This window comes from Shewanella sp. LZH-2, assembly GCF_016859145.1.
Lineage (GTDB): Bacteria > Pseudomonadota > Gammaproteobacteria > Enterobacterales > Shewanellaceae > Shewanella > Shewanella xiamenensis.
Genome location: NZ_CP069350.1, coordinates 831,698 through 854,911 on the forward strand (window position 1 = coordinate 831,698; position 23,214 = coordinate 854,911).

Below are 23,214 nucleotides of genomic sequence, written 5' to 3' on the forward strand. Positions count from 1 at the left end.
GAGACTTAGCTATTTGCTTGTCAGTTGTTCACCGTTAGTGGCGACGGGGGCAATTTCATTTTTAACCCACAGAGGGGTGTACTCAGCGGCATCATGGTAAGGCACATTACCGTGGAGCATCATGGCCTTGAAATCATCAAAGCGGTACACCGCGAGGAAAAGATGCACGGGTAAAAAGGCGGTTAACACTAAGCCTGACACTAAATGAGCCTGACCTAAAAACCACACTATATCCCGCGGCGCAGCGTGGGGGATAAGCCATAGCACTAGACCTGAGAGGATAAGCACTGTGCCGCCAATCAGTACGCAGGCACCAAAGAGTTTTTGGCCTGAGTTGTATTTGTTCATCGGTGGAATAGGCACTTTTTTACCCAGTAAGAATTTCTGTGGGTAGCCGCCTAACACCATAAACCATTTCACATCGCGCCCTGAGAAACTAAACACACGGGCGATAAACAGTACCACTCGATCGAATGCCATGATGGTAAATGCCACGGCATCGAGGGCCATAACAATCCCTGCAATAATGTGCACATCATAGGTTAGCTGCATACCTTCTTGGGAAAGCGGTTTAAAAAACAATAACAAACCTGTCGCGGCTAATGGCAAAAAGCTGAGCAGCAGGATGTAGTGGAAGATCCTGACGTTTAGCGGATGTTTTAAAATGGGTCTCATATCATGTTCTTGATGCATTTCTCATCTCCAATCAAGAGCTTAATTTAGTGCGATCGACAAAGTGGGTGTGTAGCAGCTCGTGGGACATATGTCCTAATGGCTCGCCACCGAACTCTTTGTAGTACTTTTCAACCGCTGGGTTGGCGTGGCTGACACGTTTTTTCGCTAGGCTATCGTCCTTATATAACCCTTGGCTTCTGGCCTTAATGTATTCATTCCGGCGCTCAAGCTTGCTGGTAAACCAGCCGATAGGGATCGCGAGTGCAGCCACAAACGCGGCGCCAACGGCCATAAATTTACGGCGTGACAGAAAGAAACTGTCCTCGGCAAATAGGTGTTTTTTCTTGTTCATTTTTGTTTCCCGTTAAATGTTACCTAACCAAGAAGAGCCTTTACCCTCAATAGGTTGACCTCCACCGTTAACGCAACCACCTGCGCAGTTCATCACCTCAATAAAGTGGTAGGGAGAGGTGCCTGCCATCACATCGCGCAGCACGGGTTCGATGTTGTTGCCCATGTCATGCACTACGGCGACATTGACGGTCACATTTTGTTTAAGCTGGGTATCAAACAGGCTGACTGAGGCCGATTTCACCCCTTTTAGTCCACGTACGGGTTCAAATTCCAACTTAGCCATTTCAGCGCCAGTCAGCACTTTATGGGCGGTACGCAGTGCCGCTTCCATCACCCCGCCGGTTGTTCCAAAAATAGTGCCCGCGCCGGTGTATTCCGAGAACAAACTATCACCTTGATATTCCGCGGTATTAGCGAGATTGATATCAAGCAGTTTGAGTAACTGTGCCATTTCCCTTGTGGTGAGCACGGCATCAATATCTTGGTACGAAGGCGTGTTAGCCCCGTGTTCCTGATGATATTGCCAAGCAGAGTTAAATTCGGGGCGTGAGGCTTCGAGTTTTTTCGAGGTACAAGGCATCACAGAGACGGTGAAAATATTCTCCGGCTGCATTTGATACACCTTGGCGCCGTAAGTTTTGGCAACCGTTCCGGCCATTTGCTGGGGCGATTTGGCGGTTGACAGGTTGGGTAAAAGTGCAGGGTAGCGGGTTTCGAGGTAGCGTACCCAGCCCGGGCAGCAGGAGGTGAACTGCGGCAATGCACCTGCATTTTCTTCACCTTTCACATTGGCATGGAGGCGATGAATAAACTCACTGCCTTCTTCCATAATGGTGAGATCGGCGGCAAAGTTACAATCAAAAATCTTAAAGCCCGCCTGATTCATGGCGCCATAGAGTTTACCTGTCACCAGTTCGCCCGTGCCTAAGCCAAATTCTTCACCAATCGCCACCCGTACCGCAGGGGCGATAATGCCAACGACGGTGGTATTCTTATCGGCGAGTTTTTTAATCACGGTTTCAAGGGCGCTGTGGGTTTCTTCAATGGCGCTAAAGGGGCAGTTGATTAAACACTGTCCGCAACTTAAACATTTATCTTCATCGATAGAGTGCGCTGCACCCGAGGCACCATTAATGGCGTGGGTTGGGCAGAACTGTTTGCAAGCATCACATCCTTTGCATTTGGATGCATTAATCTTGATCAGCCCTTGGATTTCTCCTGGTTGATAAGTTGTCGCTGTCATAGAATTTTGCGTTCCTCATTTTCAACCTGAATTATATTTTCAGTGTTATTTAATGTGTTTGTTAAGTGCTTATGTTGACGGTTACATTTAATTTGTGAAATTTTAGGCGGTTGGATGATAGGAAATTGAACCTATGAAAAACATGATGGTGATCAAGTTTTATGGTTTTTGATAAAACAGGTGTTTTTAATAGTTTTATTTGCGTTTTTTGAGTTTTTTTGAGAAATAAAAATAACAATCTTGGTTAGTTTTATAGTGGTGATTTTTATATTTTTTATTTAAATACAGTGTGTTATTTTTCTTTTTGTGTTTGCCTACCACTATTTGTGATGTTTTAAAGGCTTAGATTGAAATTTGTTGGTTAATGTGGCTTTTATCACTGGATTTTATTTTTAGGTTGGACAAATTGTCCATGTGTAGTCTTGCTTTAAATAATACTAATTAAGACGCTTTGATTGAGTTTTTGGTGAATTGATAATGCGGTAGATCACAAATTGATAAATTACATAAAATAAAAACCGTCCAAGGAATATTTCTTGGACGGTTTTTAAAGATGCTTAATTTATGTGGATTAAATTAATTGGATTAATATCAGCTAATTTTATTATCAATTAATTCTGAATATTAATTTTATATTAATTTCTCACTAAATCGAGTTCCTTAATTAAATTATCGGCATGGTCGACTTCATCCATCATCCACAGGATATATCGAATATCCACGTGTACGGCGCGGGTGATGGTGGGGTTGAAGAACCAATCTTTAGTAATGGCTTCATAGGTGGAATCGAAGTTCAGGCCGACGAGTTCGCCTTTGCCGTTAAAGACGGGCGAGCCCGAGTTACCGCCAGTGGTATCCACGCTCGACAGGAAGTTAACCGGCACAGAGTTAAATTCTTCTGGCTTGTCTAAGCAAGAGAACAGACGGCAAATCCAGCCACGGGGATCTTGATAGACAGATTTCACTAAGTGATCGCCAAAACGCTGCTCATGGATTGCATCGAGCAGTTTTTTCGGTGCGTTATAGGGCTCAACGCCAGTGTGCTTAGCTACTATCCCATCAAGACGTGTAAATGGCTGTTTGTACAGCGCATCGCGGGATTGATAACCATCGACCATACCGTAGCTGATGCGTAGCGTACCGTTAGCATCGGGATACACTGGCCAATTGTTGGCTTTGTAGTAGTCGATAACGGCTGCCATGTAGGCTGGGCGAGCGGTAGATAATTTACCTGCAAGGATTTTTTCTGCTTTTTCCTGGGCCATATTGGTGTCATACAGCGCGACAGCAAGGCGGATAAACGGATCGCTGCTGGTTTCGAAGGCCTTGGCATCGGCGTCCATCCAGGCCAAACGTTGCGCTTGGTCTGTCAGAGTGGTCAGCGAATATAAACCATCGAGTTTAGCAGCTAAACTGACGTTTTTATCGTCTAAATTCAGCATATTGTCTAAGGCCGCAACACGGTTTGGCTGCGATAAATAAGCATTTAAATCTTGTAACCAGAGGGTTTTATCGACTTTGACATCAAAACTAGAGTCGATACGTTTTAAGCGCGAGCTGAACATGGCTAAGTCGCGCTCTTGGTAACCGATTTCACGCTCGGCATCGCTCTTTTGCTTTTCTTTCGCTAAGCGGTAGAGGTTGTTGGCCGCAGTGAGCAGTGTGCTCGATTGGGCGTTGGTGAAGTAATAATTGGTTTGGGTTTGCAGTTGCTGCTCCGCCAGTAACACTTCTAGTTCGCTGATAAGATTTTGATTAAGGCTAGGGTTTTTCTTTAACCAAGCCAGAAAGTCATCTTCACGTTGCTGCTTAATGCCGACGATATCCGTGGCTTTAAAGCCCGCCAGCAGACCGTTGAGCTTTTTCATCCGGTTCGCCATAGACGCCATATTGCCCGCATATTTAATCGCGATGTCGGCATCTTCCTGACCCATGGCTTCGATAGTATCAATCTGTAATTGATAGCGTTTTGCCTGAGTTGGATACAACCAATCACTGGCAAATTTAAGCTCGCTAGTGAGATTGTAACGGTTGGTCGTGCCAGGATAGCCTGCCACAAAAACGCCATCGCCAGCTTTCACGCCATCGGCGTTCACTTTTAAATAGCTTTTGGGCGTATAAGGAATGTTATCTTCGCTGAAAGCCGCAGGTTTTCCGTCTTTACCCACATAAGCCCGTAGGAAGGCAAAATCACCCGAGTGGCGTGGATACTCGTAGTTATCAATATCACCACCGTAACCACCAACACTTTCAGGTGGTGCATACACTAGGCGCACATCGCGGATCATCAATTGCTTGATGAGGTAATATTCCAAGCCATTGTGGAAGCTGCGAACGTTACAGCGGTAGTTATCATCGGCTTCACAGCTTTTGATTAAGGCTTTACTGTGATTCTCAATCTCTTCGTAGCGTTTGAGTGGATCTTGGCTTAAGTCTTTAGTTACCTCAGCGGTGACATTGGTCACGGCTTCGGTGATGTATAAACGCTCATTGGGACCGGCCGACGGTTCTTTATCCATTGAGCTGGCTAAAAAGCCTTGTTCGAGATAGTTATGCTCTTTCTTAGTGTTATATTGTATCGCCTTGTAGGCACAATGATGGTTTGTCACAACTAGCCCTTGGGGCGAGACAAAACTGGCGGTACAATAGCCCAGCCCGACAACGGCGTTCATTGGATAACTGGTGAGATCGGCCAGCTTATCTGCGGGAATATCGATTCCACGCGCGCTGAGTTTGTCTGCAATAGAAGGCATTTGATAAGGTTGCCATTGCCCTTCATCGGCTGTTGCAATGCCAGAGGTCAGTACTAAGGCTGCAACCAATGCAATACGCATGTTCTTTCCTTATTTTTAGTTTGAGTATCCGTTGGGTGAGATAACAGGCCAGTGTAAACCACCTGTTTGCTTGACGGGGTTTTATATCATATTTTGTTAAGTTGTTGGAAATCGGGAGTGTTAATGTCACAACAAGGTGCTTTTAAGCCTAAGAGTAAGCCAAGGGATTTGCAGGTCGATAGCCTCAAGCTACCGCCGCATTCAATTGAGGCTGAACAATCGGTATTAGGCGGCCTCATGTTAGACGCCGACGCTTGGGATAAAGTGGCTGAAACCGTAGTGAAGGAGGATTTTTATTCTCGCTCGCACCGGATGATTTTCGCCGCCATGCACCGTTTAGTCGAAACAGGCCAACCTATCGACTTAATTACGGTTTCTGAACAGCTTGAGCTTGAAAACCAACTTGAAGAAGCGGGCGGCTTTGCCTACTTGGGCGAGATTGCCAAAAACACCCCGAGTGCGGGCAACATTGTTTCCTATGCTGAAATTGTCCGTGAGCGCGCAGTCGTACGCGAGATGATCCGCGTTGCCCATGAGATTGCCGATGCGGGTTATAACCCTGAAGGCCGCGATTCCAGCGCTCTACTCGATTTAGCTGAGAGCAAAGTCTTTAAAATTGCTGAGCAGCGCACCAATGCTAACGAAGGCCCTGAAGGCATCAAAACCATTCTGGAAAAAACCGTTGATAAGATTGAGCAGCTCTACAACAACCCACACAACGGTGTGACAGGGGTATCGAGTGGCTTTACTGATCTCGATAAAATGACAGCAGGCTTTCAATCCGGCGACTTGATCATCGTGGCGGCGCGTCCGTCGATGGGGAAAACGACCTTTGCGATGAACCTGTGCGAACAGGCGGCGATGAATGAAGACAAGCCCGTGCTTATTTTCAGCCTCGAGATGCCCTCAGAACAGATCATGATGCGTATGTTGGCCTCTTTAGGGCGCGTTGATCAAACCAAAATCCGTACCGGACAACTCGATGATGAGGATTGGGCGCGGGTATCCTCGACCATGGGCATTATGCTTGAGCAAGGTAAGATGTATATCGATGATGGTTCAGGCTTAACGCCGACCGAAGTGCGCAGCCGTGCCCGTCGTATTGCCCGCGAGCATGGCGGATTATCGATGATCATGGTCGACTACTTGCAGCTGATGCAAGTGCCGGCATTATCGGACAATCGTACCCTTGAAATTGCTGAAATCTCTCGTTCTCTTAAGGCATTAGCTAAAGAATTAGAAATCCCCGTTATCGCACTTTCCCAGCTTAACCGCTCGCTCGAACAACGTGCCGATAAACGCCCTGTGAACTCGGACTTACGTGAATCAGGTTCTATTGAGCAGGATGCGGATCTCATCATGTTTATTTACCGTGATGAGGTGTATAACAACGACTCTCCCGATAAGGGCACGGCGGAAATCATTATCGGTAAACAGCGTAACGGTCCCATTGGACGTGTGCGCTTGACCTTCCAAGGCCAGTTTTCCCGTTTTGATAACTATGCAGGTCCTCAGTTTGAAGAAGATTAATTCCCGGTGTTAGAAGATAAGCAAAGCTTATGTATTCTTTTTATTTCCAGACTTTTCCAAATAGACAAGGCAAATTTTGAAACCTTTTCCTCGAGCAGAAATTAGCAGTACTGCACTGCAAAACAACCTCGCCGTTTTACGCCAACAGGCGAGCAGCAGCCAAGTGATGGCGGTGGTGAAAGCCAATGGTTATGGTCATGGATTATTAAATGTCGCTCATTGTTTACATACTGCCGATGGCTTCGGCTTAGCCCGTTTGGAAGAGGCATTAGAACTGCGCGAAGGTGGTATTAAGGCGCGTTTATTATTGCTGGAGGGCTTTTTTCGCAGCACCGACTTACCTTTGTTGGTGGAGCACGATATCGATACTGTGGTGCACCACGAATCGCAAATCGAGATGTTAGAACAGGCAAACTTAACGAAGCCTGTCACCGTGTGGCTAAAAGTCGATTCGGGGATGCATCGTTTAGGGGTCACGCCTGAACAATTCACTGCGGTTTATGCTCGTTTGGCAGCTTGCGAAAATGTTGCCAAACCTGTTCATTTGATGACCCACTTTGCCTGTGCCGATGAACCAGATAATCATTACACTCAAGTACAAATGCAAACCTTTAACCAGTTAACTGCGGATTTACCTGGGTTTAGAACCTTAGCCAACTCGGCGGGTGCGCTTTATTGGCCTAAAAGCCAAGGGGATTGGATCCGTCCAGGCATTGCGCTCTATGGCGTATCTCCTGTCACAGGAGATTGCGGTGCGAACCATGGTTTGATCCCCGCAATGAACTTAGTCTCACGTTTGATCGCGGTGCGCGATCATAAAGCGGGTCAACCCGTAGGTTATGGTTGTTACTGGACAGCCAAACAAGATACTCGCCTTGGCGTTGTCGCTATTGGCTATGGTGATGGCTATCCGCGGAATGCGCCTGAAGGCACGCCTGTATGGATTAATGGTCGCCGAGTGCCGATTGTTGGTCGCGTATCTATGGATATGTTAACCGTAGATTTAGGCCAAGATGCGGCGGATCAAGTCGGTGATGATGTGCTACTTTGGGGGCAGGCTTTACCCGTAGAGGAGGTGGCCGAACACATTGGTACCATCGCCTATGAATTAGTGACTAAACTGACTCCAAGAGTAGCTGTTTGCCTAGCATAGTTTGCTCAAATTAGAGTGACAAAACGGCGCTAATGCGCCGTTTTTCTTTATTTAGCATACAGTTAATCGATTTACTGATTTGGCTATTAGGTTCGCTCTAGTCGAGCAAAGCGTACCCGTTACAGCCAACCAAACATCCAATGTTTTCCTACAAACTTATGATATTTAATTAATTTTCGAAGCAAACTTCGATAAATGCAGTTCCGTAAGAACTGGTAAATGGCATGATAATTTTGGTGCCGTTGGCTTTATGGGAAATTGTATGCCCTTGACCTGAAACGACCATTGGTGTTGCCATTTCGAATTCGTAACCCTTTTGTCCTAAAAGATTTTTTGCGCCCCCCGTAACCATATTAGTGATTTCACCCACCAGATCGGTTACTTCTTCATTTATTTTGCCGGGGTTTTCGCCCAGCATATTTTGCATGATTTGCAGTACCAGTTTTTGCTCAAACGTAATTGAAAGTGAGCCTTTGGTTTGTGGCCCAACCATACCAATCAAACCTGATACATCGCCTTTGGCTAAGTTGTCAGTTTTGATTTGGGGTTTACCTGGCGTGAGCTCTAGGCTTGCCATTGTCGAAATAACATTGAGCAGCGACTGCAAAAAAGGATTAATAAAATTGACGTTCATGCTTCAGTGTGTCCTCTTATGAACTTAAGCCTTATGGTCACCACGTAATTAAGGGTAGTCGAAAAGTGGCTTGACCACAGCAATCTTAATCACACTCTATCAGCTTAGATGACACAAATGGAAATGTGAGGTTAATTTCACGATTTTCTTGTTATTTATCGTAAAAGTCTTTTTACCAAAAGCCACGCTACAAGCGGTAAAATTCTGCATGTCCCCTCAATGAGTCCAAAGGCACGTTTCCACCGAAAGGTTGATGATTCGAATGAGCATGCCGTTAGGCTATGAGTGCGATAGCTTGAATGTATGCGAAAGATTTTTGAAGGAAATTTTCATTTCTATCATAGGCGTATCTTTAACCCTACCAATGTAGCTACAGTCGTTTTGCTGTGCCTAACAACTATAAACGGCTTAAACTGTGATTTACATTAAATTATAATGTAAATGATAATAATTATTGATCACAAAAATAATTTTACATATATTAGCGGGCGATTAACAGGTGGGGGACATCTGTTACAGGGTTTAGTCCGCAACAGGAATGCTTTAAATGAAATTTGCAAAACGTCGCAATGGTCGAGTCACGCTTGGTGCCCATGTTTTAGGTTCGTTAACCATAGGGATGGCGGTTTCTGCTATCCCTGCTATGGCCGCGGAGCAGGCACAAGTCGCAGATAAAAAAGTTGAACATATTGAGGTCAATGGTGAGTACTTGGGTTATAACACCCGCAAAGTACAATCGGGTAAATTTACCGAAGACCTGCTCAATACTGCGAAAACTGTAACAGTCATCAATCAAGATCTGATCAAAGATATGGGCGCGCAGAGTTTTACTGATGCGCTACGAGCGACGCCTGGTATTACCTTGGGTACTGGCGAAGGGGGAAACCCCTACGGTGATAGACCGTTTATTCGTGGATACGATGCTCAATCCTCCACTTTTATCAATGGTATGCGTAATGTGGGTTCACAAAGCCGTGAAACCTTTAACATTGAACAAATTGAAGTCCTGAAAGGCCCAAGCTCTGTCTATAACGGCCGTGGCGCGGTTGGCGGTAGCATTAACATTGTGACCAAAAAAGCTCAGGCTGAAGATTTTATTAACGCCGATGTTGCCGTGGGGACTGATGCCCTCAAACGTGCCAATGTTGATATTAACCATGTGATTACCGATGAAGCTGCGGTTCGTGTCAACATGATGGCTCACGATGCTGACACTCCTGGGCGTGATGAGGTCACAGGTAATCGTTGGGGCGTTGCACCGTCAGTTACTTTTGGGTTAACGACGCCAACTAAAGTGACCCTTGAATATTATCATTTTGAAAACCATGATATTCCTGATTATGGTATTCCCTACGATCAGGCGACAGGCAAACCTGCCGATGTCGATCCCGACAATTTCTATGGCTTATTATCGCGGGATTTTCGCGATACGATGGACGATACTGCTTCGGTGTTGATCAGCCATGATTTTAACAACGACATGCAGTTCACTTCGACGTCTATCTATAGCCGTAACAGCAATTACTATATTGTGACTAACCCAGACGACACCACTGGCAACGTGGCTAATGGTTATGTTTGGCGAAACACTAAGTCGCGCCATTCGGTCACTAAAACCCTAGCGACTCAATTGCAGCTCTCGGGTGAAGCAAAACTCGCAGGAATGACGAACCGTTTTGCAGTCGGTACTGAACTCAGTAACGAACGTACTAGCAATTTGAGTTACACCGTCGATACGGGCAATGGTCGCAACGCGGGTTGTAATCAGGCAATGCTGGATAACTACAACTGTACGTTGCTGGATAACCCGAATCCCCACGATCCTTGGGTTGGTTCGATTACACTCGGTACCGATGCGACAGTGACTGAAACCGATACTCGCTCTATCTATGCCTTTAATACGATTGAGTTAACTGAAGCATGGATGGTTAACGCAGGTATCCGCTGGGATGACTATAACACCAGTGCTGAGAACTCAACCTCTCGATTCAGCAATGATGCTGATTTCTTCAACTACCAATTGTCGGTGCTATATAAGCCCGCAGAAAATGGCAGTATCTACGCTGCGTGGGGCACTTCCTCAAACCCACCTGGCACGTCTAACGGAGATGGGGCAGATCGTCTTGGCAGCACTAACGCCGATTTAGAACCAGAAGACACCGAAAGCTACGAGTTAGGCACTAAATGGGATCTTTGGGAGGGGCGTTTATCTCTGAATGGTTCTGTATTCCAAATCGAGAAAAACAATGCCCGCGTTGCGACCTCTGGCGATCGTAATGCACCGCAGGAAAACGTCGGTGAGCAAAAAGTCAAAGGCTTTGAAATCGGCTTTTCCGGTGACTTTACTAAAGATTGGCATGGTTTTGGTGGTTATACGTATTTGGATGCGACCCTCGAAAGCAATGGTTACAACGCAGCGCAAAATGGTAATCGCTTCCCTAATACAGCCAAAAATAGCCTTAATTTATTCACCACTTACGATATTACCGAGCAGTTAACGGTCGGCACGGGTGCCTATTATATGGACAAAGTGTATGGCAATACGGCTAACACGCTGTCGATTCCATCCTACTGGCGTTTTGATTTGACTTCATCTTATAAAATGAGTGAATTCTTGACCTTACGCCTGAACGTTCAAAATCTAACGGATGAGCGTTATTACGATAAGGCTTATACTGCACACTTTGCGAATATGGCGCCTGGACGTTTGGTGATGTTAAGTGCTGATATGCACTTTTAATATCAGTGAATGACGATTTGAATGGCAGCCCTAGGGCTGCCTTTGATGTTTATGCTTTCCTTAAGGTTTGAAGATGCTTATTGAAATTCCTCATGTTTTTTCAAAACAAGAAGTCAATCAGTTACGGGAGCAGCTCGATGCTCGCACTTGGATTGATGGCAATCAAACATCAGGCGTGATGGCGAGTACCCGTAAGCGCAATCAGCAGTTGGATAAAGACGATCCTGTTGCGATTGGCATCGGTGAATTGATTATGGAGCGCTTGTTAGCTCATCCTTTATTTGTCTCGGCAGCACTTCCATTACAGTTTTATCCGCCCTTGTTTAATCGTTATCAAGGTGGAGAAACCTTTGGCTATCATATCGATAATGCAATTCGCTCGACGAGTGACGGTATGGTGCGTACCGATCTGTCTGCCACCTTATTTTTAAGCGAACCAGACACTTATCAAGGTGGTGAGCTGGTCATCCAAGATACCTATGGCCAGCAAAGCATTAAGCTGGCGGCGGGATCTTTGGTGTTATACCCGTCAACGAGTTTACATCAGGTTACGCCTGTCACATCAGGTGAGCGAACCGCCGCCTTTATGTGGCTACAGAGCATGGTGCGCGATGAGGGGCAGCGCCGCTTGTTATTTCAACTCGATCAATCGATTCAATCTTTGACGTTGCAGGCCGCGCCTGAACAAGAGCTGTTTAATCTAACGGGTGTTTATCATAACTTGCTCAGGCGTTGGAGCGAGTTGTAGCTTTGGTGCAGAGTCGGCTCCTGTTCCTGCATTATCTCCACAAAGCAGGCGGTTTAGGGTATAATCCCGCTTGCTCTGAGGGGCAATAAAACAGTAAACGTTAACTCGTTTACTGTTTTTCCATTTTTAAGCTTAAGGCTTATTGGCAATCTGCGACTCAAATTAGGACTCTTGGCTCCTCTGAGTGGCAACTTATTCGCAAATTTTAATTACTTGAGTCGATAGTCACGTGTTGAAAAATAATCTTAATGATGGTCTACAGCTCGACCGCACCTTTTCCATTGCACCGATGCTCGATTGGACGGATCGTCATTACCGTTATTTTGCGCGTTTAATGTCGGCCAATGCCTTACTGTATACCGAGATGGTGACCACCGGCGCGATTTTGCATGGCCGTGGCGATTATCTTGCCTATAACCAAGAGGAACATCCTCTGGCATTGCAGTTGGGTGGCTCGAATCCTGCTGAACTTGCTCGCTGCGCCAAACTTGCCGCCGAGCGCGGTTATGATGAAGTGAACCTCAATGTGGGCTGTCCTTCGGATCGGGTGCAAAATGGTCGCTTTGGAGCCTGTTTGATGGCTGAACCTGAGCTGGTGGCTGAATGTGTCGATGCCATGAAGCAAGTGGTTGATATTCCTGTGACGGTAAAAACGCGCATCGGAATCGATGAGCAGGATAGCTATGAGTTTTTGACTCACTTTATTGATACTGTCATGGCTAAGGGCTGTGGTGAGTTTATTATCCATGCGCGTAAGGCTTGGCTGCAAGGCTTAAGCCCGAAAGAGAATCGTGAGATCCCGCCCTTAGACTACGAACGTGTGTATCAGCTCAAACGTGATTATCCGATGCTTAATATCAGCATTAACGGTGGCATCACTAGCCTTGAACAGGCCCAAACCCACTTGCAGCACTTAGATGGTGTGATGGTTGGACGTGAGGCTTACCAGAATCCTTATATGTTGTCGCAGGTTGACCAACTGCTCTGCGGCAGCCAGAAGACGGTGATTAGCCGTGAGGCTGTGATTGAGGCGATGGTGCCCTATATCGAGGCTCACTTGCAGGCGGGCGGACGCCTAAATCATATCACTCGCCATATGATTGGCTTATTCCAAGGTTTGCCTGGTGCCCGTGCGTGGCGTCGTTATTTAAGCGAAAACGCCCATAAAAACGGTGCGGGCATAGAGGTGGTAAAGCAGGCTTATTTGAGTATTCAAACAGAAATAATTGCTCAATAATCATTCGATTTAAAAAGTGGTGAGATTCACTAAACGTTGTAGTATTTTTCACCACTTTACCTTTCCTAAATATCTCGCTTATCTCGTTCTAGCTTAAAATAAATTTTTAAATCTAATTAAATTAGTGTGTTAAGTCTTATTTGATAAGTTGGCACGCCCTTTGTAATAGTCCCTATGTCAAGTTAATCAATCGAAAGGGACGACATCATGTTTACTTCAAATGTTAAAAAATCAGTTCAAGCAAGTGTGTTATTCGGTGCATTAATGGCGAGTGTTACAGCACATGCTGAAGCGGCTCCTGTATCTGATGTTATGAGCGCCATTGAGCAAACTCTTAGCACCCAAGCGCAGGAGTTGTTAGTGAATACAAAGCGTGAATTGGTGTTATCGCTACAAACGCAACTGGCTGAAAGTATCTATGACTTTAATAGTCAACTAACACTGAGCGCGGATACCCAAACTGATTCGGCAACCACAGGTGAATTGAGCGCGAATAAGTAAGGATCTGCCTATGTGGTTTGTAGCACCTCTAATGACTCTGCTACTGCTACCAGTGATTAGCCTCGCGTTGTTTTCAGGCATTATCTGCTGGTTTCAGTGGCATAGTGTCAGCGATAAGTAACTCATAAAATTTTGGAGTTCAAAATGAAACGAGCGCAAATACGAATGAACAATTCACAACGTTTGGTCTGTGGTGTTGCATCAGGTATGGCGTGGCAATTTGGTTGGTCCTGTTTTTGGACGCGAGTGGTATGGGCGGGGGCAATTCTGTTTATGCCAGGCGTGAGTCTACTGGTGTATTTTGTGTTGGCTTTGCTTGTAGAACAATGGAAAAGACCGATTTAAGCCAAGTTTTTGTACTCTAGATTGTGGGACATTAATGGGACAGCCTATACACGTTTATGGCCACAATCGTTAGCGAGATGCTATCAACAAGAGGGCACATTGACCCTCATGCCAATAATGAGCACTTGCTAAGTGAGTATCACTTTTTAAGAAAAGCCTGGAATCTGGCTTTTGCTTCATCACTTTTAAGTCTTGCACTAAATTGTTCTAATTCTTGATGCATTTGGTGTTGCACACGGTTTTTATGTGGTCGCATCAACTGACGGGTAATTTGCAGCGCCTGCGGAGGTTGATTGGCTAGTTTTTTCGCTTGGTTAAAGGCATAAACCAATAACTCTTCTTGGGCGATCACATCGTTAATGATGTTCAGTCTGTGGGCGGTATCAGCATCAAAACTTTCTCCGAGCAGCAATAATTCAGCTGCTTTTTGATAACCCACTAATTCGGGTAGGAGTAAACTCGCGCCCGCTTCAGGGACCAAGGCTAAATTAACAAAGGGCAGTTGAAACTTAGCTGTATTGTCTGCGTAAACTAAATCGCAATGCAGTAGCACAGTGGTACCAATACCAACAGCCGCACCAGAAACGGCAGCGACCAGTGGTTTTTTGAGCTCTAATAAACAAAATAAGAAGCGTACCGCAGGATGGTTTGGCCCTAAGTCACTATTTTTCAAAAAGTCTGCAACATCATTGCCCGAGGTGAAACAATTATCTTCACCATGGAGCATAAAGGCACGAATGTCGTTGTCTGCTTCACCTTCGATCAGGTATTCTGTCAGTTGTTTATACATTTTAAGATCAAGTGCATTGCGTTTATCTGGGCGATTAAAGCTGATAACACGAACGCCCTGATCATCCCGAACCTGTATATGACTCATGGGTTGTTTTCCTTTACGACGACATTGGGTAGACATGGAGTTTAAGACATTGAAACCGATATTCAAACAGATGTTTAATTGTGTTGCCTTATCCTGTGCTTCATTTTCTGTTTTCGCCAACGTAGTGATGACTGAAGGTCATGTACGTGCAATGCCTGATACCGTTCCAAATACTGCCGCTTACTTTACGCTCGAAAATCACAACGATAAAGCCGTACGCTTGATTGGCGTGACAACCGACGTAGCGAACGAAGCGCAATTGCATACCATTATTGAAGAGCAAGGTATGGTAAAAATGCGCCATGTTGAAGGCTTTGATATTCCATCCCATGGAAAATTAACCCTGATGCCATCGGGGGAGCATGTCATGCTAATTGGGCTTAAGGCTCCATTAGTGTTAGATCAGCAAGTTAAGCTGCAATTAGAGTTTAACGATGGCGAAAAAATGACGATTACATTGCCTGTCGCTAAGCAGGCCGAGAATGCTGCTGAACCCGAGCATCATCACCATCATTAAGGAGTCGCTTGATGCAAATCACATGGAAGAAGGTCACTGGAGTTAGTTTATGCGTTGTTTTAATTGGTTATGTTGTGAGTGTCTGGTGGAGTATCGAGCCTGATCCGCTGACGCCACAACAGCTTACTGCCACAGAAAAGAATGTTGTTGGTTATGCGACCACAACCTCTTTGATTATGACCGTTGAAACGCTGCTGGATAAGCAAGGTGGTTGGCTATCGAATGATGTTATGCCACCCTCAATCTTTATGGATAACATGCCCGCCTTTGAGTATGGCGCTTTAGAGCAAGCGCGTGATTTGGCGCTGATTATGCGTAAAGAGTTTAGCCGTTCACAGTCGCAATCTACCGCTGATAAAGATTTGAGTGAAGCGCAGGCTAAGTTAAACATCGACCATACCAGTTGGTTAGTGCCGAGTGCTGAAAGCGAATACCGCGATGGTATTAAGCTACTTAAGTTGTACCGGGCGCGAATGATGGATCCGAATAATCAAGATGCACAGTTTTATGCCCGCGCAGATAACCTTAATGAGTGGCTCAAAGAAGTGCAAAAACGTTTAGGCAGTATGTCGCAACGGTTATCTGCAAGTGTAGGTCAAGAACGTCTTAACACCGATTTAGCGGGGGATAATGCTGCGCGTCAATCAACCCCTAATTTAGCCAGCCATCAGGTGAAAACCAGCTGGTGGAAAATTGATGATGTGTTTTATGAGAGCCGTGGCGCCTCATGGGCATTACTGAATTTTATGCGTGCAGTTGAAGTCGATTTTGCTGACGTGCTGAAAAAGAAAAATGCTGAAGTGAGCCTAAAACAGATCATTCGTGAACTAGAGGCAACTCAGCAAACGGTTTGGAGCCCTGTTGTGCTTAATGGCAGTGGTTTCGGTCTAGTCGCTAATCATTCATTGGTTATGGCTAACTATGTATCCCGTGCAAATGCCGCGGTGATTGATTTAACGAACTTGCTATCTCAAGGTTAATTATGAAAAAAATACTCCTGGCCAGTGCAGTATTAGGCTGCATAATGGCTACATCAGCTCACGCAGCCACTGTGGTTGGTTTTAAAATAGGTGGCGATTATTGGCGCGCCGATACTAGCGGTACTTTTTCCGATAAAGGTCAGCCACAACAAGGTTTTGACTACAGCTCATCAGCGCAGGGTAGCTATTGGTTTGCCGTTGAACACCCACTGCCTTTTGTGCCAAATCTGAAAATTCGTGAAAACAGTCTTGATCAAAAAGGTAGCTTGGCGAACGCTGATTTCAGCTTTAATGGTCATGATTTTAAAGGTAATGTGACCAGTTATACCGATCTGAGCAACACCGATTTTGTGTTGTATTACGAACTGCTGGATAACGATATTTTATCTTTTGATTTGGGCGCAGCTTATAAGTTGATGAATGGCTCTCTGCGTGTCCAAGATGCAGGTCATCCAGAAGAGAAAGACGTAGATAGCGGAATTGTTATGGGGTACGCCAGTACCCATGTGAGCATGCCGGGTTTAGGCTTATTTGGCTTTGCAGATTTAATGCTTGGGGTGAATGAGTCGAATGTACACGATTATGCGGTCGGTTTAGGCTGGCAGTTTGATGGTGTTGCGGTGGATACCCGTGTGCGCGTTGGCTATCGTGAGTTTGCCTTTGATGTGAATAATTTCTCTGGCATTAGTGCTGACTCAAAGTTTGATGGCTATTTCGCTGGCGTCGAAATTGACTTCTAAGTCGTAATTCTGACAATAAAAAACCGCCAATCTTGGCGGTTTTTTATTGGACAATATTGCTTAACTTATTCAGCTTTTAGGCCGTTGTTAATAGCAATAACATCATCTTCGTTTAATGTACCCGCTGCTTGTTTCAGTGCAACAATCGAGTTGATGTAGCTGTAACGCGCATCTGATAATTTACGTTTTGAGTCGTACAGATCGCGTGTACGGTTCAATACGTCAACAATAGTACGAGTACCAACTTCGAAGCCTGCTTGCGTAGCCTTTAATGCACTTTCAGATGAAATTACAGACTGTTCGTAAGCACGGATAGAGCTGATTGACGCCCCCACGTTGTTGTAGTTATTACGAACGTTTTTCACTACGCTACGGTAGGTTTGTTCCAACTTCTCGCTTGCCTCAACATATTGGAACTGCGCTTCTTTGACTTGTGATGAGACTTTAAAGCCTTCAAAAATCGGAATACTTAAGTTAATGCCTGCGCTCATGTTGTCAAAATCAGGTTCATTCGAATTACCTAATTTTTGCTCTAAACCTTTGCTATAACCAGCATTTAAGCTTAGTGATGGCATATGGCCTGCTTTATAGAGGCTAATGGTCTCTTGAGCGATATCTTTGCCAATACGTTGAGTCATTAGATCGACGCTATTGGTCTCGGCAATTTTTAACCAATCACTAGATGAACTCGGTGCTGGTGTGACTGCTGAGAAGCGGTTAGTGTCGAGTACGTTTAAGGCTTTGTGATCGATACCCGTGATTTCGCGCAGTGCTTCATAACTATTGGCAAGGGTATTTTCTGCCAAAATTTCAGAGGCTGAGGCTAAGTCATATTGTGCTTGAGCTTCATGAACGTCAGTAATCGCAGTTAAACCAACGGCAAAACGTTGTTTAGTTTGCTCAAGTTGACGCTCAATCGCGCGTTTTTCTGCACCTTGGAACTCGTAGTTATCTTTGGCCGTTAATACATCAAAGTAGGCTTTAGTCACGCGAGTGATCAAATTTTGCAGTGCCGATGCATAGGTTGAGTCAGCTTGAGAAGCGGCTTTCTCCGCAAGGCTTAAACCTACCCAAGCACTATGGTCATAAATGACTTGATTGAGCTTTAGGTTGCCAGTCAGGCCGCTGCTATCATCTCGAGGATCATTCCATGCCTTGTCATAACCCACGTTTGCACTGATAGTCGGTAACAGTGGCGCACGATTTTGTTCAATCTTTTCAAACAAAGCGTTACGTTGCGCTTGCGCTTGCAACACGAGTGGGTCACTTGTCAGTGCCTGTTGATAAATTTGCAGTAAATCATCTGCTTGAACCGCAGGAGCGGAAGCGGCTAGAGTTAATGCTACGCATAGAGAACGGATCTTAAATTTCATTTGCTGTCCTTATTAGACAAAATCTCCAAAAGGAGAAATATATAACTTCGTTTAGACTAAGTAATGCCTTTACCAAGGCGGTTTGCGCTTCCCGACGCTTCCCGATACAGCTAAAACTTAATGACGTAGAGTCTAAAAACTCCCACACGTTCAAGTCAACTGCGAAGTGTAACAGATTTTATTTAAAAATGAGCCAAATTGCCTTGATAATAGGCGAAAATTTAACTGTTAAGGATAAGATATGAAGCCTCAGGTTTTTTCGCAAACAGATATTGAAATCCTCGAAAAAAAATCGCTATATCAAGGCTTTTTTGCCTTAGAGCAATTTACCTTCAAACATAAGCTATTTGCTGGAGGCTGGAGTCAGCCAGTCACCCGTGAGGTCTTTGAACGTGGCCATGCAGTCGTTGTGCTGCCCTATGACCCTAAGTGCGATAAGGTTGTGTTGATTGAGCAAGTTAGGTTTCCTGCATTAGCAACAACTAAATCTCCTTGGCTTATGGAGTTAGTCGCGGGTATGATTGCGCCCGACGAAACGCCAGAGGATGTAGCGCACCGCGAATTGTTAGAAGAAACTGGCTTGACCGCTCGCCACATCCGTTTTGTGAGCAGTTATCTTGCAAGCCCTGGTGGCAGTACTGAACGTTTCTATTTTTATTGGGCTGAGGTGGATTCATCACAAGCTCAAGGTTTGCATGGATTAGCTGACGAACACGAAGATATTCGATTGCATGTTGTAGACCGTGAGGTTGCCTATCACGGTGTCGTTAATGGCGAAATAGACAATGCATCGACCGTTATTGGATTGCAGTGGCTGCAATTAAACTATAAGCAACTGGTTTAGGTTGGAAAAGGTTTGGCGCATTCAACATCACATCAAAAACCGCGTTATCAACCCAACGTGAGCGACTTTTTAGCGCTATGCGGGCGTAACTATGGCTATATGCAAAAGTGGTTGCCACTGGATATTGCTGTAGGTCAATCTTGGCAACTTGAAGGTGAATTTGGTGTATTAGTTATCCGTATTTTAGAAAATACCAAATATACTCAATTAGTTGAAATCTCACGCCCACTACAAATAGTGGAGTTTGTTAATATTCCCAAGGTGTTAGTGAGAATTTATCATGATGCTAAATTAGCAGAAGTGTTAACTGGTCAACAGATTTACCAACTGCGCCCAGTGTATGATTATCCCAATTTACGTATGTATCATAGTGATGAGAAGTACCAGGTAAATGCATTCCTGGGAGAATTATTGAAGATTGGTGGCCAACAACGTTTGGTTTGCCAGTCTTAGAATTGGGTATTCAATGTGCTGAAAGAGGCTATCTCTTACTCTGTAGCTGATGAAAATGTGCGCATAGTGCAAGTCACCGACCCGCACCTCTTTGCCGATCCTGAAGCTCAGCTACTTGGTGTTAATACCAGCAAAAGTTTGGCCGCGGTACTCAATACGATCCGTGCCGTTAATTACCCTGCGCATCTTATGCTTGCCACAGGTGATTTAAGTCAAGATTATTCCCCTGAGTCCTATCGCCAATTTGTGTCAGCGGTCGCCCCGCTCAATTTACCTTGCCATTATCTTCCGGGTAATCATGATGATCCGCGGATCATGTTTTTGCATATGCAGGGCGAGCGGATTTTTGGCCAGCAACGTATCTTAGTTGGTAAATGGCAAATTTTGATGCTGGATTCCACCGTGAGAGGAAAACCTGGTGGTCATATGGCCGCGAGTCAATTCGAACTCATTGAACAGGCTATAGCCGCACATCCAGACCGCCATACTTTACTGGTGATGCATCATAATCCTATTTTGGTTAATTGTGCTTGGTTAGACCAACACTGCATGGATAATGGGACGGAATTTTTAAAGTGTGTCGCTCAATACCCGCAGGTCAAAGCTTTGCTGTGGGGCCATGTGCATCAACAATTGGATAGCCTTTACGATGGTCCACATGGTGCGTTGCAATTAATGGCGACACCTTCTACTTGTATCCAGTTTAAACCGCAATCGCCTTATTTTGCCCTCGATGGACTGCAACCCGGTTATCGTTTGCTGGAGCTCAAGGCCGATGGTAGCATCAGCACTAATGTGTATCGCGTACCGGGAAATCTGTTTTCCCCCGATAAAGATTCCAGCGGTTATTAACGCGAGTGACCGCAGCTTGAGGAACTATGCTGCTCTATATTCACGGATTCAACAGTTCTCCTTTCTCTGATAAAGCGGTGATGACGGCACAATATATGGCCGAGCATCACCCGTCCCTCACTTTTCATCAGCCACAGTTACCCAATACACCCAAAGCAGCGATGGCCTTACTACAGCGCTATGTTGAGGAGGCTTTGCAAGCGGGTGAGCCGCTTAACTATATTGGCTCGTCCTTAGGGGGTTATTTTGCCAGTTACTTGGCTGAGCATTATGGTGGCCGAGCCGTGTTGGTGAATCCGGCAGTAAAACCCTTTGAACTGTTTGATGAATTTATGGGGCCGCAATTTAACCCTTATACCGAAGAGCATTATCAGGTATTGCCAGAGCATAAGCAGGAAGTGACTGAATTTAATACGACTGTTATCCGCAATCCCGATCGTTTTTTGGTACTATTGCAAACGGGCGATGAAGTGCTGGATTATCGCGAAGCGCTACATAAATATCATCATTGCCAATTACGGATTGAATCCGGTGGTGATCACAGTTTTGTGGGTTATGAGCGATATCTGCAAACTGTAAGCCAATTTTTACACTTACCTTGACAAATCGTCATCCACAGCCGCAACATGGCCGGATATAACAACCTATAGCGTACACTATGACTAATCAATACACCTCTGACGCCATTGAAGTTCTTAACGGACTTGACCCAGTTAAACGCCGTCCAGGTATGTATACCGATACCAGCCGACCTAACCATTTAGGCCAAGAGGTCATAGATAACAGTGTCGATGAAGCCTTAGCTGGCCATGCCACTAAAATCGAAGTTGTGCTCCACACAGATAACTCGCTGGAAGTCACTGACGATGGTCGTGGTATGCCAGTGGATATCCATCCCGAAGAAGGTATTCCAGGGGTCGAGCTGATCCTGACTAAACTGCATGCCGGCGGTAAATTTTCAAATAAAAATTATCAATTCTCTGGTGGTTTGCATGGTGTAGGGATTTCAGTGGTTAACGCCCTGTCTCGCAGAGTTGAAGTCACTGTGCGCAGAGATGGCCAAGTGTATGATATGGCTTTCGAAAATGGCTTTAAAGTCGAAGAACTACGAGTCAGTGGTACCTGCGGTCGGCGCAATACCGGTACTCGAGTACATTTTTGGCCTGATGCGAGTTATTTTGATTCGGCGAATTTCTCCAATTCCAAACTTATTTATTTACTGCGTGCCAAAGCAGTATTGTGCCCCGGTCTTAGAATTAAATTCACTAATAAGCACACTAACGAAGTGCATGAGTGGTACTACGAGAGTGGCTTAACCGATTATCTTAAGACGGCGGTAGGCGATAATATCATGCTGCCGGAAGAGCCTTTTATCGGTAGTTTTAAGGGGCAAATTGAGGCGGCAGATTGGGCTATTACCTGGTTGCCAGAGGGCGGGGAGTCGATCAACGAAAGTTATGTCAACTTGATCCCAACGCCATTGGGTGGCACCCATGTGAATGGCTTTCGCCAAGGTTTGTTGGAGTCGATGCGTGAGTTTTGTGAGTTTCGTAATCTCATCCCCCGCGGGATTAAGCTCTCTCCTGAGGATATTTGGGATCGCGCAGCCTTCATTCTGTCAGTGAAAATGCAAGACCCGCAGTTTGCGGGACAAACCAAAGAGAAGCTTTCGAGCCGTCAAAGCTCAGCCTTTGTTTCAGGTATCGTGCGTGATGCATTTTCGCTTTGGTTAAATTCGAATACCGAATTAGCCGAGTCATTGGCTGAAATGTGTATTAATAACGCGCAAAAACGCTTAAAAGCAGCCAAAAAAGTCGCCCGTAAAAAAGTCACATCAGGTCCCGCATTACCGGGTAAATTGACCGATTGTAGTGGCCAAGATCCAATGCGCGGCGAACTCTTCCTTGTGGAAGGGGATTCTGCGGGAGGCAGTGCTAAACAGGCTAGAGACCGTGAGTTTCAAGCTATTATGCCGCTACGTGGTAAAATCTTAAATACGTGGGAAGTGGATGCATCTCAGGTATTAGCGTCGCAGGAAGTACATGATATTTCGGTGGCAATTGGTTGTGATCCCGATAGCAATGATATTTCTGAGTTAAGGTATGGCAAAATCTGCATCCTCGCCGACGCCGATTCCGATGGATTGCATATTGCGACTTTACTCTGTGCACTGTTTCTGAAACATTACCGAGTGTTGGTTGAGCAGGGGCATGTTTATATCGCCATGCCGCCACTGTTTCGTATCGATATAGGTAAAGATGTTTATTACGCTTTAGATGAGGCTGAAAAAGAAGGTATTCTCGATCGTATCAGCGCTGAGAATAAAAAAGGTAAAGTTCAAGTAACGCGCTTTAAAGGTCTGGGTGAAATGAATCCACTGCAATTGCGTGAAACGACAATGGACCCTAATACTCGCCGTTTAGTGCAGTTAACTATTGATGATGCGGAAGAAACTGATTCTCTTATGGATATGCTGTTAGCTAAGAAGCGTTCACCCGATCGTAAAAACTGGCTCGAAGATAAGGGTGACATGGCGGTACTTTAATGTTGTGCACTATTGCCGATAACAATAACACTTAGGCAT

The 23,214-nt window shown here is 45.3% G+C and carries 22 protein-coding genes; 15 read left to right on the forward strand and 7 right to left on the reverse strand.

Annotation, left to right across the window (positions count from 1 at the left end; genetic code table 11):
- Positions 1-9: 9 nt before the first annotated feature.
- The 4 genes from JM642_RS03835 to JM642_RS03850 form a co-directional block, all read right to left on the reverse strand.
- A complete protein-coding gene (locus JM642_RS03835; protein ID WP_055647693.1) occupies positions 10-693 on the reverse strand; it encodes a cytochrome b/b6 domain-containing protein in 684 nt (227 codons plus the stop codon).
- Positions 694-706: 13 nt separating this feature from the next.
- Positions 707-1,027 carry an iron hydrogenase small subunit HydB gene (gene hydB / locus JM642_RS03840; RefSeq protein ID WP_023268564.1) on the reverse strand — a complete coding sequence of 107 codons (321 nt, stop codon included), beginning with the start codon at positions 1,025-1,027 and terminating at the stop codon, positions 707-709.
- 12 nt (positions 1,028-1,039) lie between these two features.
- On the reverse strand, positions 1,040-2,272 hold the full coding sequence (hydA, locus tag JM642_RS03845) for an iron hydrogenase large subunit HydA (protein ID WP_055647694.1): 1,233 nt from the start codon (positions 2,270-2,272) through the stop codon (positions 1,040-1,042).
- Between the two features lie 635 nt (positions 2,273-2,907).
- The gene (locus JM642_RS03850; protein WP_203432890.1) at positions 2,908-5,106 is read right to left on the reverse strand and encodes a S46 family peptidase; all 2,199 of its coding nucleotides are present in this window, start codon (positions 5,104-5,106) and stop codon (positions 2,908-2,910) included.
- Positions 5,107-5,229: 123 nt separating this feature from the next.
- On the opposite strand from JM642_RS03850, the gene dnaB reads away from it, so the two are divergent.
- Both dnaB and alr read left to right on the forward strand, forming a co-directional pair.
- Positions 5,230-6,636: a replicative DNA helicase gene (dnaB, locus tag JM642_RS03855; RefSeq protein WP_037422109.1), complete on the forward strand. Its 1,407-nt coding sequence runs from the start codon at positions 5,230-5,232 to the stop codon at positions 6,634-6,636.
- Positions 6,637-6,712: 76 nt separating this feature from the next.
- A complete protein-coding gene (alr, locus tag JM642_RS03860; protein ID WP_037422110.1) occupies positions 6,713-7,789 on the forward strand; it encodes an alanine racemase in 1,077 nt (358 codons plus the stop codon).
- Positions 7,790-7,958: 169 nt separating this feature from the next.
- On the opposite strand, the gene JM642_RS03865 is transcribed toward alr, so the two are convergent.
- Positions 7,959-8,423 (reverse strand): chemotaxis protein CheX, encoded by a 465-nt coding sequence (locus JM642_RS03865; protein ID WP_037422113.1) that lies wholly within the window; start codon positions 8,421-8,423, stop codon positions 7,959-7,961.
- Between the two features lie 547 nt (positions 8,424-8,970).
- On the opposite strand from JM642_RS03865, the gene JM642_RS03870 reads away from it, so the two are divergent.
- The 5 genes from JM642_RS03870 to JM642_RS03890 all read left to right on the forward strand — a co-directional run bounded on the left by JM642_RS03870 (position 8,971) and on the right by JM642_RS03890 (position 13,994).
- Entirely contained in the window at positions 8,971-11,163 is a 2,193-nt protein-coding gene (locus JM642_RS03870) for a TonB-dependent siderophore receptor (protein ID WP_203432891.1), read from the forward strand.
- A 73-nt stretch (positions 11,164-11,236) separates the two neighbouring features.
- On the forward strand, positions 11,237-11,911 hold the full coding sequence (locus tag JM642_RS03875) for a Fe2+-dependent dioxygenase (protein ID WP_055647698.1): 675 nt from the start codon (positions 11,237-11,239) through the stop codon (positions 11,909-11,911).
- Positions 11,912-12,140: 229 nt separating this feature from the next.
- Positions 12,141-13,148, forward strand: a complete 1,008-nt coding sequence (dusA, locus tag JM642_RS03880; protein ID WP_203432892.1) for a tRNA dihydrouridine(20/20a) synthase DusA — start codon at positions 12,141-12,143, stop codon at positions 13,146-13,148.
- A 207-nt stretch (positions 13,149-13,355) separates the two neighbouring features.
- Positions 13,356-13,649, forward strand: a complete 294-nt coding sequence (locus tag JM642_RS03885) for a hypothetical protein (RefSeq protein ID WP_037422125.1) — start codon at positions 13,356-13,358, stop codon at positions 13,647-13,649.
- 144 nt (positions 13,650-13,793) lie between these two features.
- Positions 13,794-13,994 (forward strand): PspC domain-containing protein, encoded by a 201-nt coding sequence (locus tag JM642_RS03890; RefSeq protein WP_037422129.1) that lies wholly within the window; start codon positions 13,794-13,796, stop codon positions 13,992-13,994.
- 139 nt (positions 13,995-14,133) lie between these two features.
- Here JM642_RS03890 and JM642_RS03895 read toward each other — a convergent pair whose 3' ends face one another.
- Positions 14,134-14,871 carry an enoyl-CoA hydratase-related protein gene (locus tag JM642_RS03895; RefSeq protein ID WP_203432893.1) on the reverse strand — a complete coding sequence of 246 codons (738 nt, stop codon included), beginning with the start codon at positions 14,869-14,871 and terminating at the stop codon, positions 14,134-14,136.
- A gap of 34 nt (positions 14,872-14,905) precedes the next feature.
- Between JM642_RS03895 and JM642_RS03900 the strand changes: the two genes are divergently transcribed.
- Genes JM642_RS03900 through JM642_RS03910 form a run of 3 tightly spaced genes read left to right on the forward strand, consistent with a single transcriptional unit; the run spans position 14,906 to position 17,108 of the window.
- Positions 14,906-15,388, forward strand: a complete 483-nt coding sequence (locus JM642_RS03900; RefSeq protein ID WP_037428023.1) for a copper chaperone PCu(A)C — start codon at positions 14,906-14,908, stop codon at positions 15,386-15,388.
- 11 nt (positions 15,389-15,399) lie between these two features.
- Entirely contained in the window at positions 15,400-16,368 is a 969-nt protein-coding gene (locus JM642_RS03905; RefSeq protein WP_037422138.1) for a DUF2333 family protein, read from the forward strand.
- 2 nt (positions 16,369-16,370) lie between these two features.
- Positions 16,371-17,108 (forward strand): TIGR04219 family outer membrane beta-barrel protein, encoded by a 738-nt coding sequence (locus JM642_RS03910; protein WP_037428021.1) that lies wholly within the window; start codon positions 16,371-16,373, stop codon positions 17,106-17,108.
- Between the two features lie 65 nt (positions 17,109-17,173).
- On the opposite strand, the gene tolC is transcribed toward JM642_RS03910, so the two are convergent.
- Positions 17,174-18,481: an outer membrane channel protein TolC gene (gene tolC / locus JM642_RS03915; RefSeq protein WP_037422145.1), complete on the reverse strand. Its 1,308-nt coding sequence runs from the start codon at positions 18,479-18,481 to the stop codon at positions 17,174-17,176.
- A 241-nt stretch (positions 18,482-18,722) separates the two neighbouring features.
- On the opposite strand from tolC, the gene nudF reads away from it, so the two are divergent.
- The 5 genes from nudF to parE are packed head-to-tail and all read left to right on the forward strand — an operon-like array spanning position 18,723 to position 23,175.
- Positions 18,723-19,325, forward strand: a complete 603-nt coding sequence (gene nudF, locus JM642_RS03920) for an ADP-ribose diphosphatase (RefSeq protein ID WP_203432894.1) — start codon at positions 18,723-18,725, stop codon at positions 19,323-19,325.
- A gap of 12 nt (positions 19,326-19,337) precedes the next feature.
- Positions 19,338-19,778, forward strand: coding sequence for a DUF1249 domain-containing protein (locus JM642_RS03925; RefSeq protein ID WP_037422150.1), 441 nt, complete (start codon positions 19,338-19,340; stop codon positions 19,776-19,778).
- Between the two features lie 15 nt (positions 19,779-19,793).
- Positions 19,794-20,630 carry a 3',5'-cyclic-AMP phosphodiesterase gene (gene cpdA, locus JM642_RS03930; protein WP_069454280.1) on the forward strand — a complete coding sequence of 279 codons (837 nt, stop codon included), beginning with the start codon at positions 19,794-19,796 and terminating at the stop codon, positions 20,628-20,630.
- 26 nt (positions 20,631-20,656) lie between these two features.
- Complete coding sequence (locus tag JM642_RS03935) at positions 20,657-21,232, forward strand: YqiA/YcfP family alpha/beta fold hydrolase (RefSeq protein ID WP_203432895.1); 576 nt, start codon at positions 20,657-20,659, stop codon at positions 21,230-21,232.
- A 56-nt stretch (positions 21,233-21,288) separates the two neighbouring features.
- Positions 21,289-23,175, forward strand: a complete 1,887-nt coding sequence (gene parE, locus JM642_RS03940) for a DNA topoisomerase IV subunit B (RefSeq protein WP_037422159.1) — start codon at positions 21,289-21,291, stop codon at positions 23,173-23,175.
- Positions 23,176-23,214: the final 39 nt, after the last annotated feature.

What these genes read in the sequence shown, in the direction of transcription:
- JM642_RS03835 (WP_055647693.1), bottom strand. Translation starts at nt 693, where the DNA reads ATGCATCAAGAACATGATATGAGACCCATTTTAAAACATCCGCTAAAC.
- hydB (WP_023268564.1), bottom strand. Translation starts at nt 1,027, where the DNA reads ATGAACAAGAAAAAACACCTATTTGCCGAGGACAGTTTCTTTCTGTCA.
- hydA (WP_055647694.1), bottom strand. Translation starts at nt 2,272, where the DNA reads ATGACAGCGACAACTTATCAACCAGGAGAAATCCAAGGGCTGATCAAG.
- JM642_RS03850 (WP_203432890.1), bottom strand. Translation starts at nt 5,106, where the DNA reads ATGCGTATTGCATTGGTTGCAGCCTTAGTACTGACCTCTGGCATTGCA.
- dnaB (WP_037422109.1), top strand. Translation starts at nt 5,230, where the DNA reads ATGTCACAACAAGGTGCTTTTAAGCCTAAGAGTAAGCCAAGGGATTTG.
- JM642_RS03865 (WP_037422113.1), bottom strand. Translation starts at nt 8,423, where the DNA reads ATGAACGTCAATTTTATTAATCCTTTTTTGCAGTCGCTGCTCAATGTT.
- JM642_RS03870 (WP_203432891.1), top strand. Translation starts at nt 8,971, where the DNA reads ATGAAATTTGCAAAACGTCGCAATGGTCGAGTCACGCTTGGTGCCCAT.
- JM642_RS03875 (WP_055647698.1), top strand. Translation starts at nt 11,237, where the DNA reads ATGCTTATTGAAATTCCTCATGTTTTTTCAAAACAAGAAGTCAATCAG.
- JM642_RS03885 (WP_037422125.1), top strand. Translation starts at nt 13,356, where the DNA reads ATGTTTACTTCAAATGTTAAAAAATCAGTTCAAGCAAGTGTGTTATTC.
- JM642_RS03890 (WP_037422129.1), top strand. Translation starts at nt 13,794, where the DNA reads ATGAAACGAGCGCAAATACGAATGAACAATTCACAACGTTTGGTCTGT.
- JM642_RS03895 (WP_203432893.1), bottom strand. Translation starts at nt 14,871, where the DNA reads ATGAGTCATATACAGGTTCGGGATGATCAGGGCGTTCGTGTTATCAGC.
- JM642_RS03900 (WP_037428023.1), top strand. Translation starts at nt 14,906, where the DNA reads ATGGAGTTTAAGACATTGAAACCGATATTCAAACAGATGTTTAATTGT.
- JM642_RS03905 (WP_037422138.1), top strand. Translation starts at nt 15,400, where the DNA reads ATGCAAATCACATGGAAGAAGGTCACTGGAGTTAGTTTATGCGTTGTT.
- JM642_RS03910 (WP_037428021.1), top strand. Translation starts at nt 16,371, where the DNA reads ATGAAAAAAATACTCCTGGCCAGTGCAGTATTAGGCTGCATAATGGCT.
- tolC (WP_037422145.1), bottom strand. Translation starts at nt 18,481, where the DNA reads ATGAAATTTAAGATCCGTTCTCTATGCGTAGCATTAACTCTAGCCGCT.
- nudF (WP_203432894.1), top strand. Translation starts at nt 18,723, where the DNA reads ATGAAGCCTCAGGTTTTTTCGCAAACAGATATTGAAATCCTCGAAAAA.
- JM642_RS03935 (WP_203432895.1), top strand. Translation starts at nt 20,657, where the DNA reads ATGCTGCTCTATATTCACGGATTCAACAGTTCTCCTTTCTCTGATAAA.
- parE (WP_037422159.1), top strand. Translation starts at nt 21,289, where the DNA reads ATGACTAATCAATACACCTCTGACGCCATTGAAGTTCTTAACGGACTT.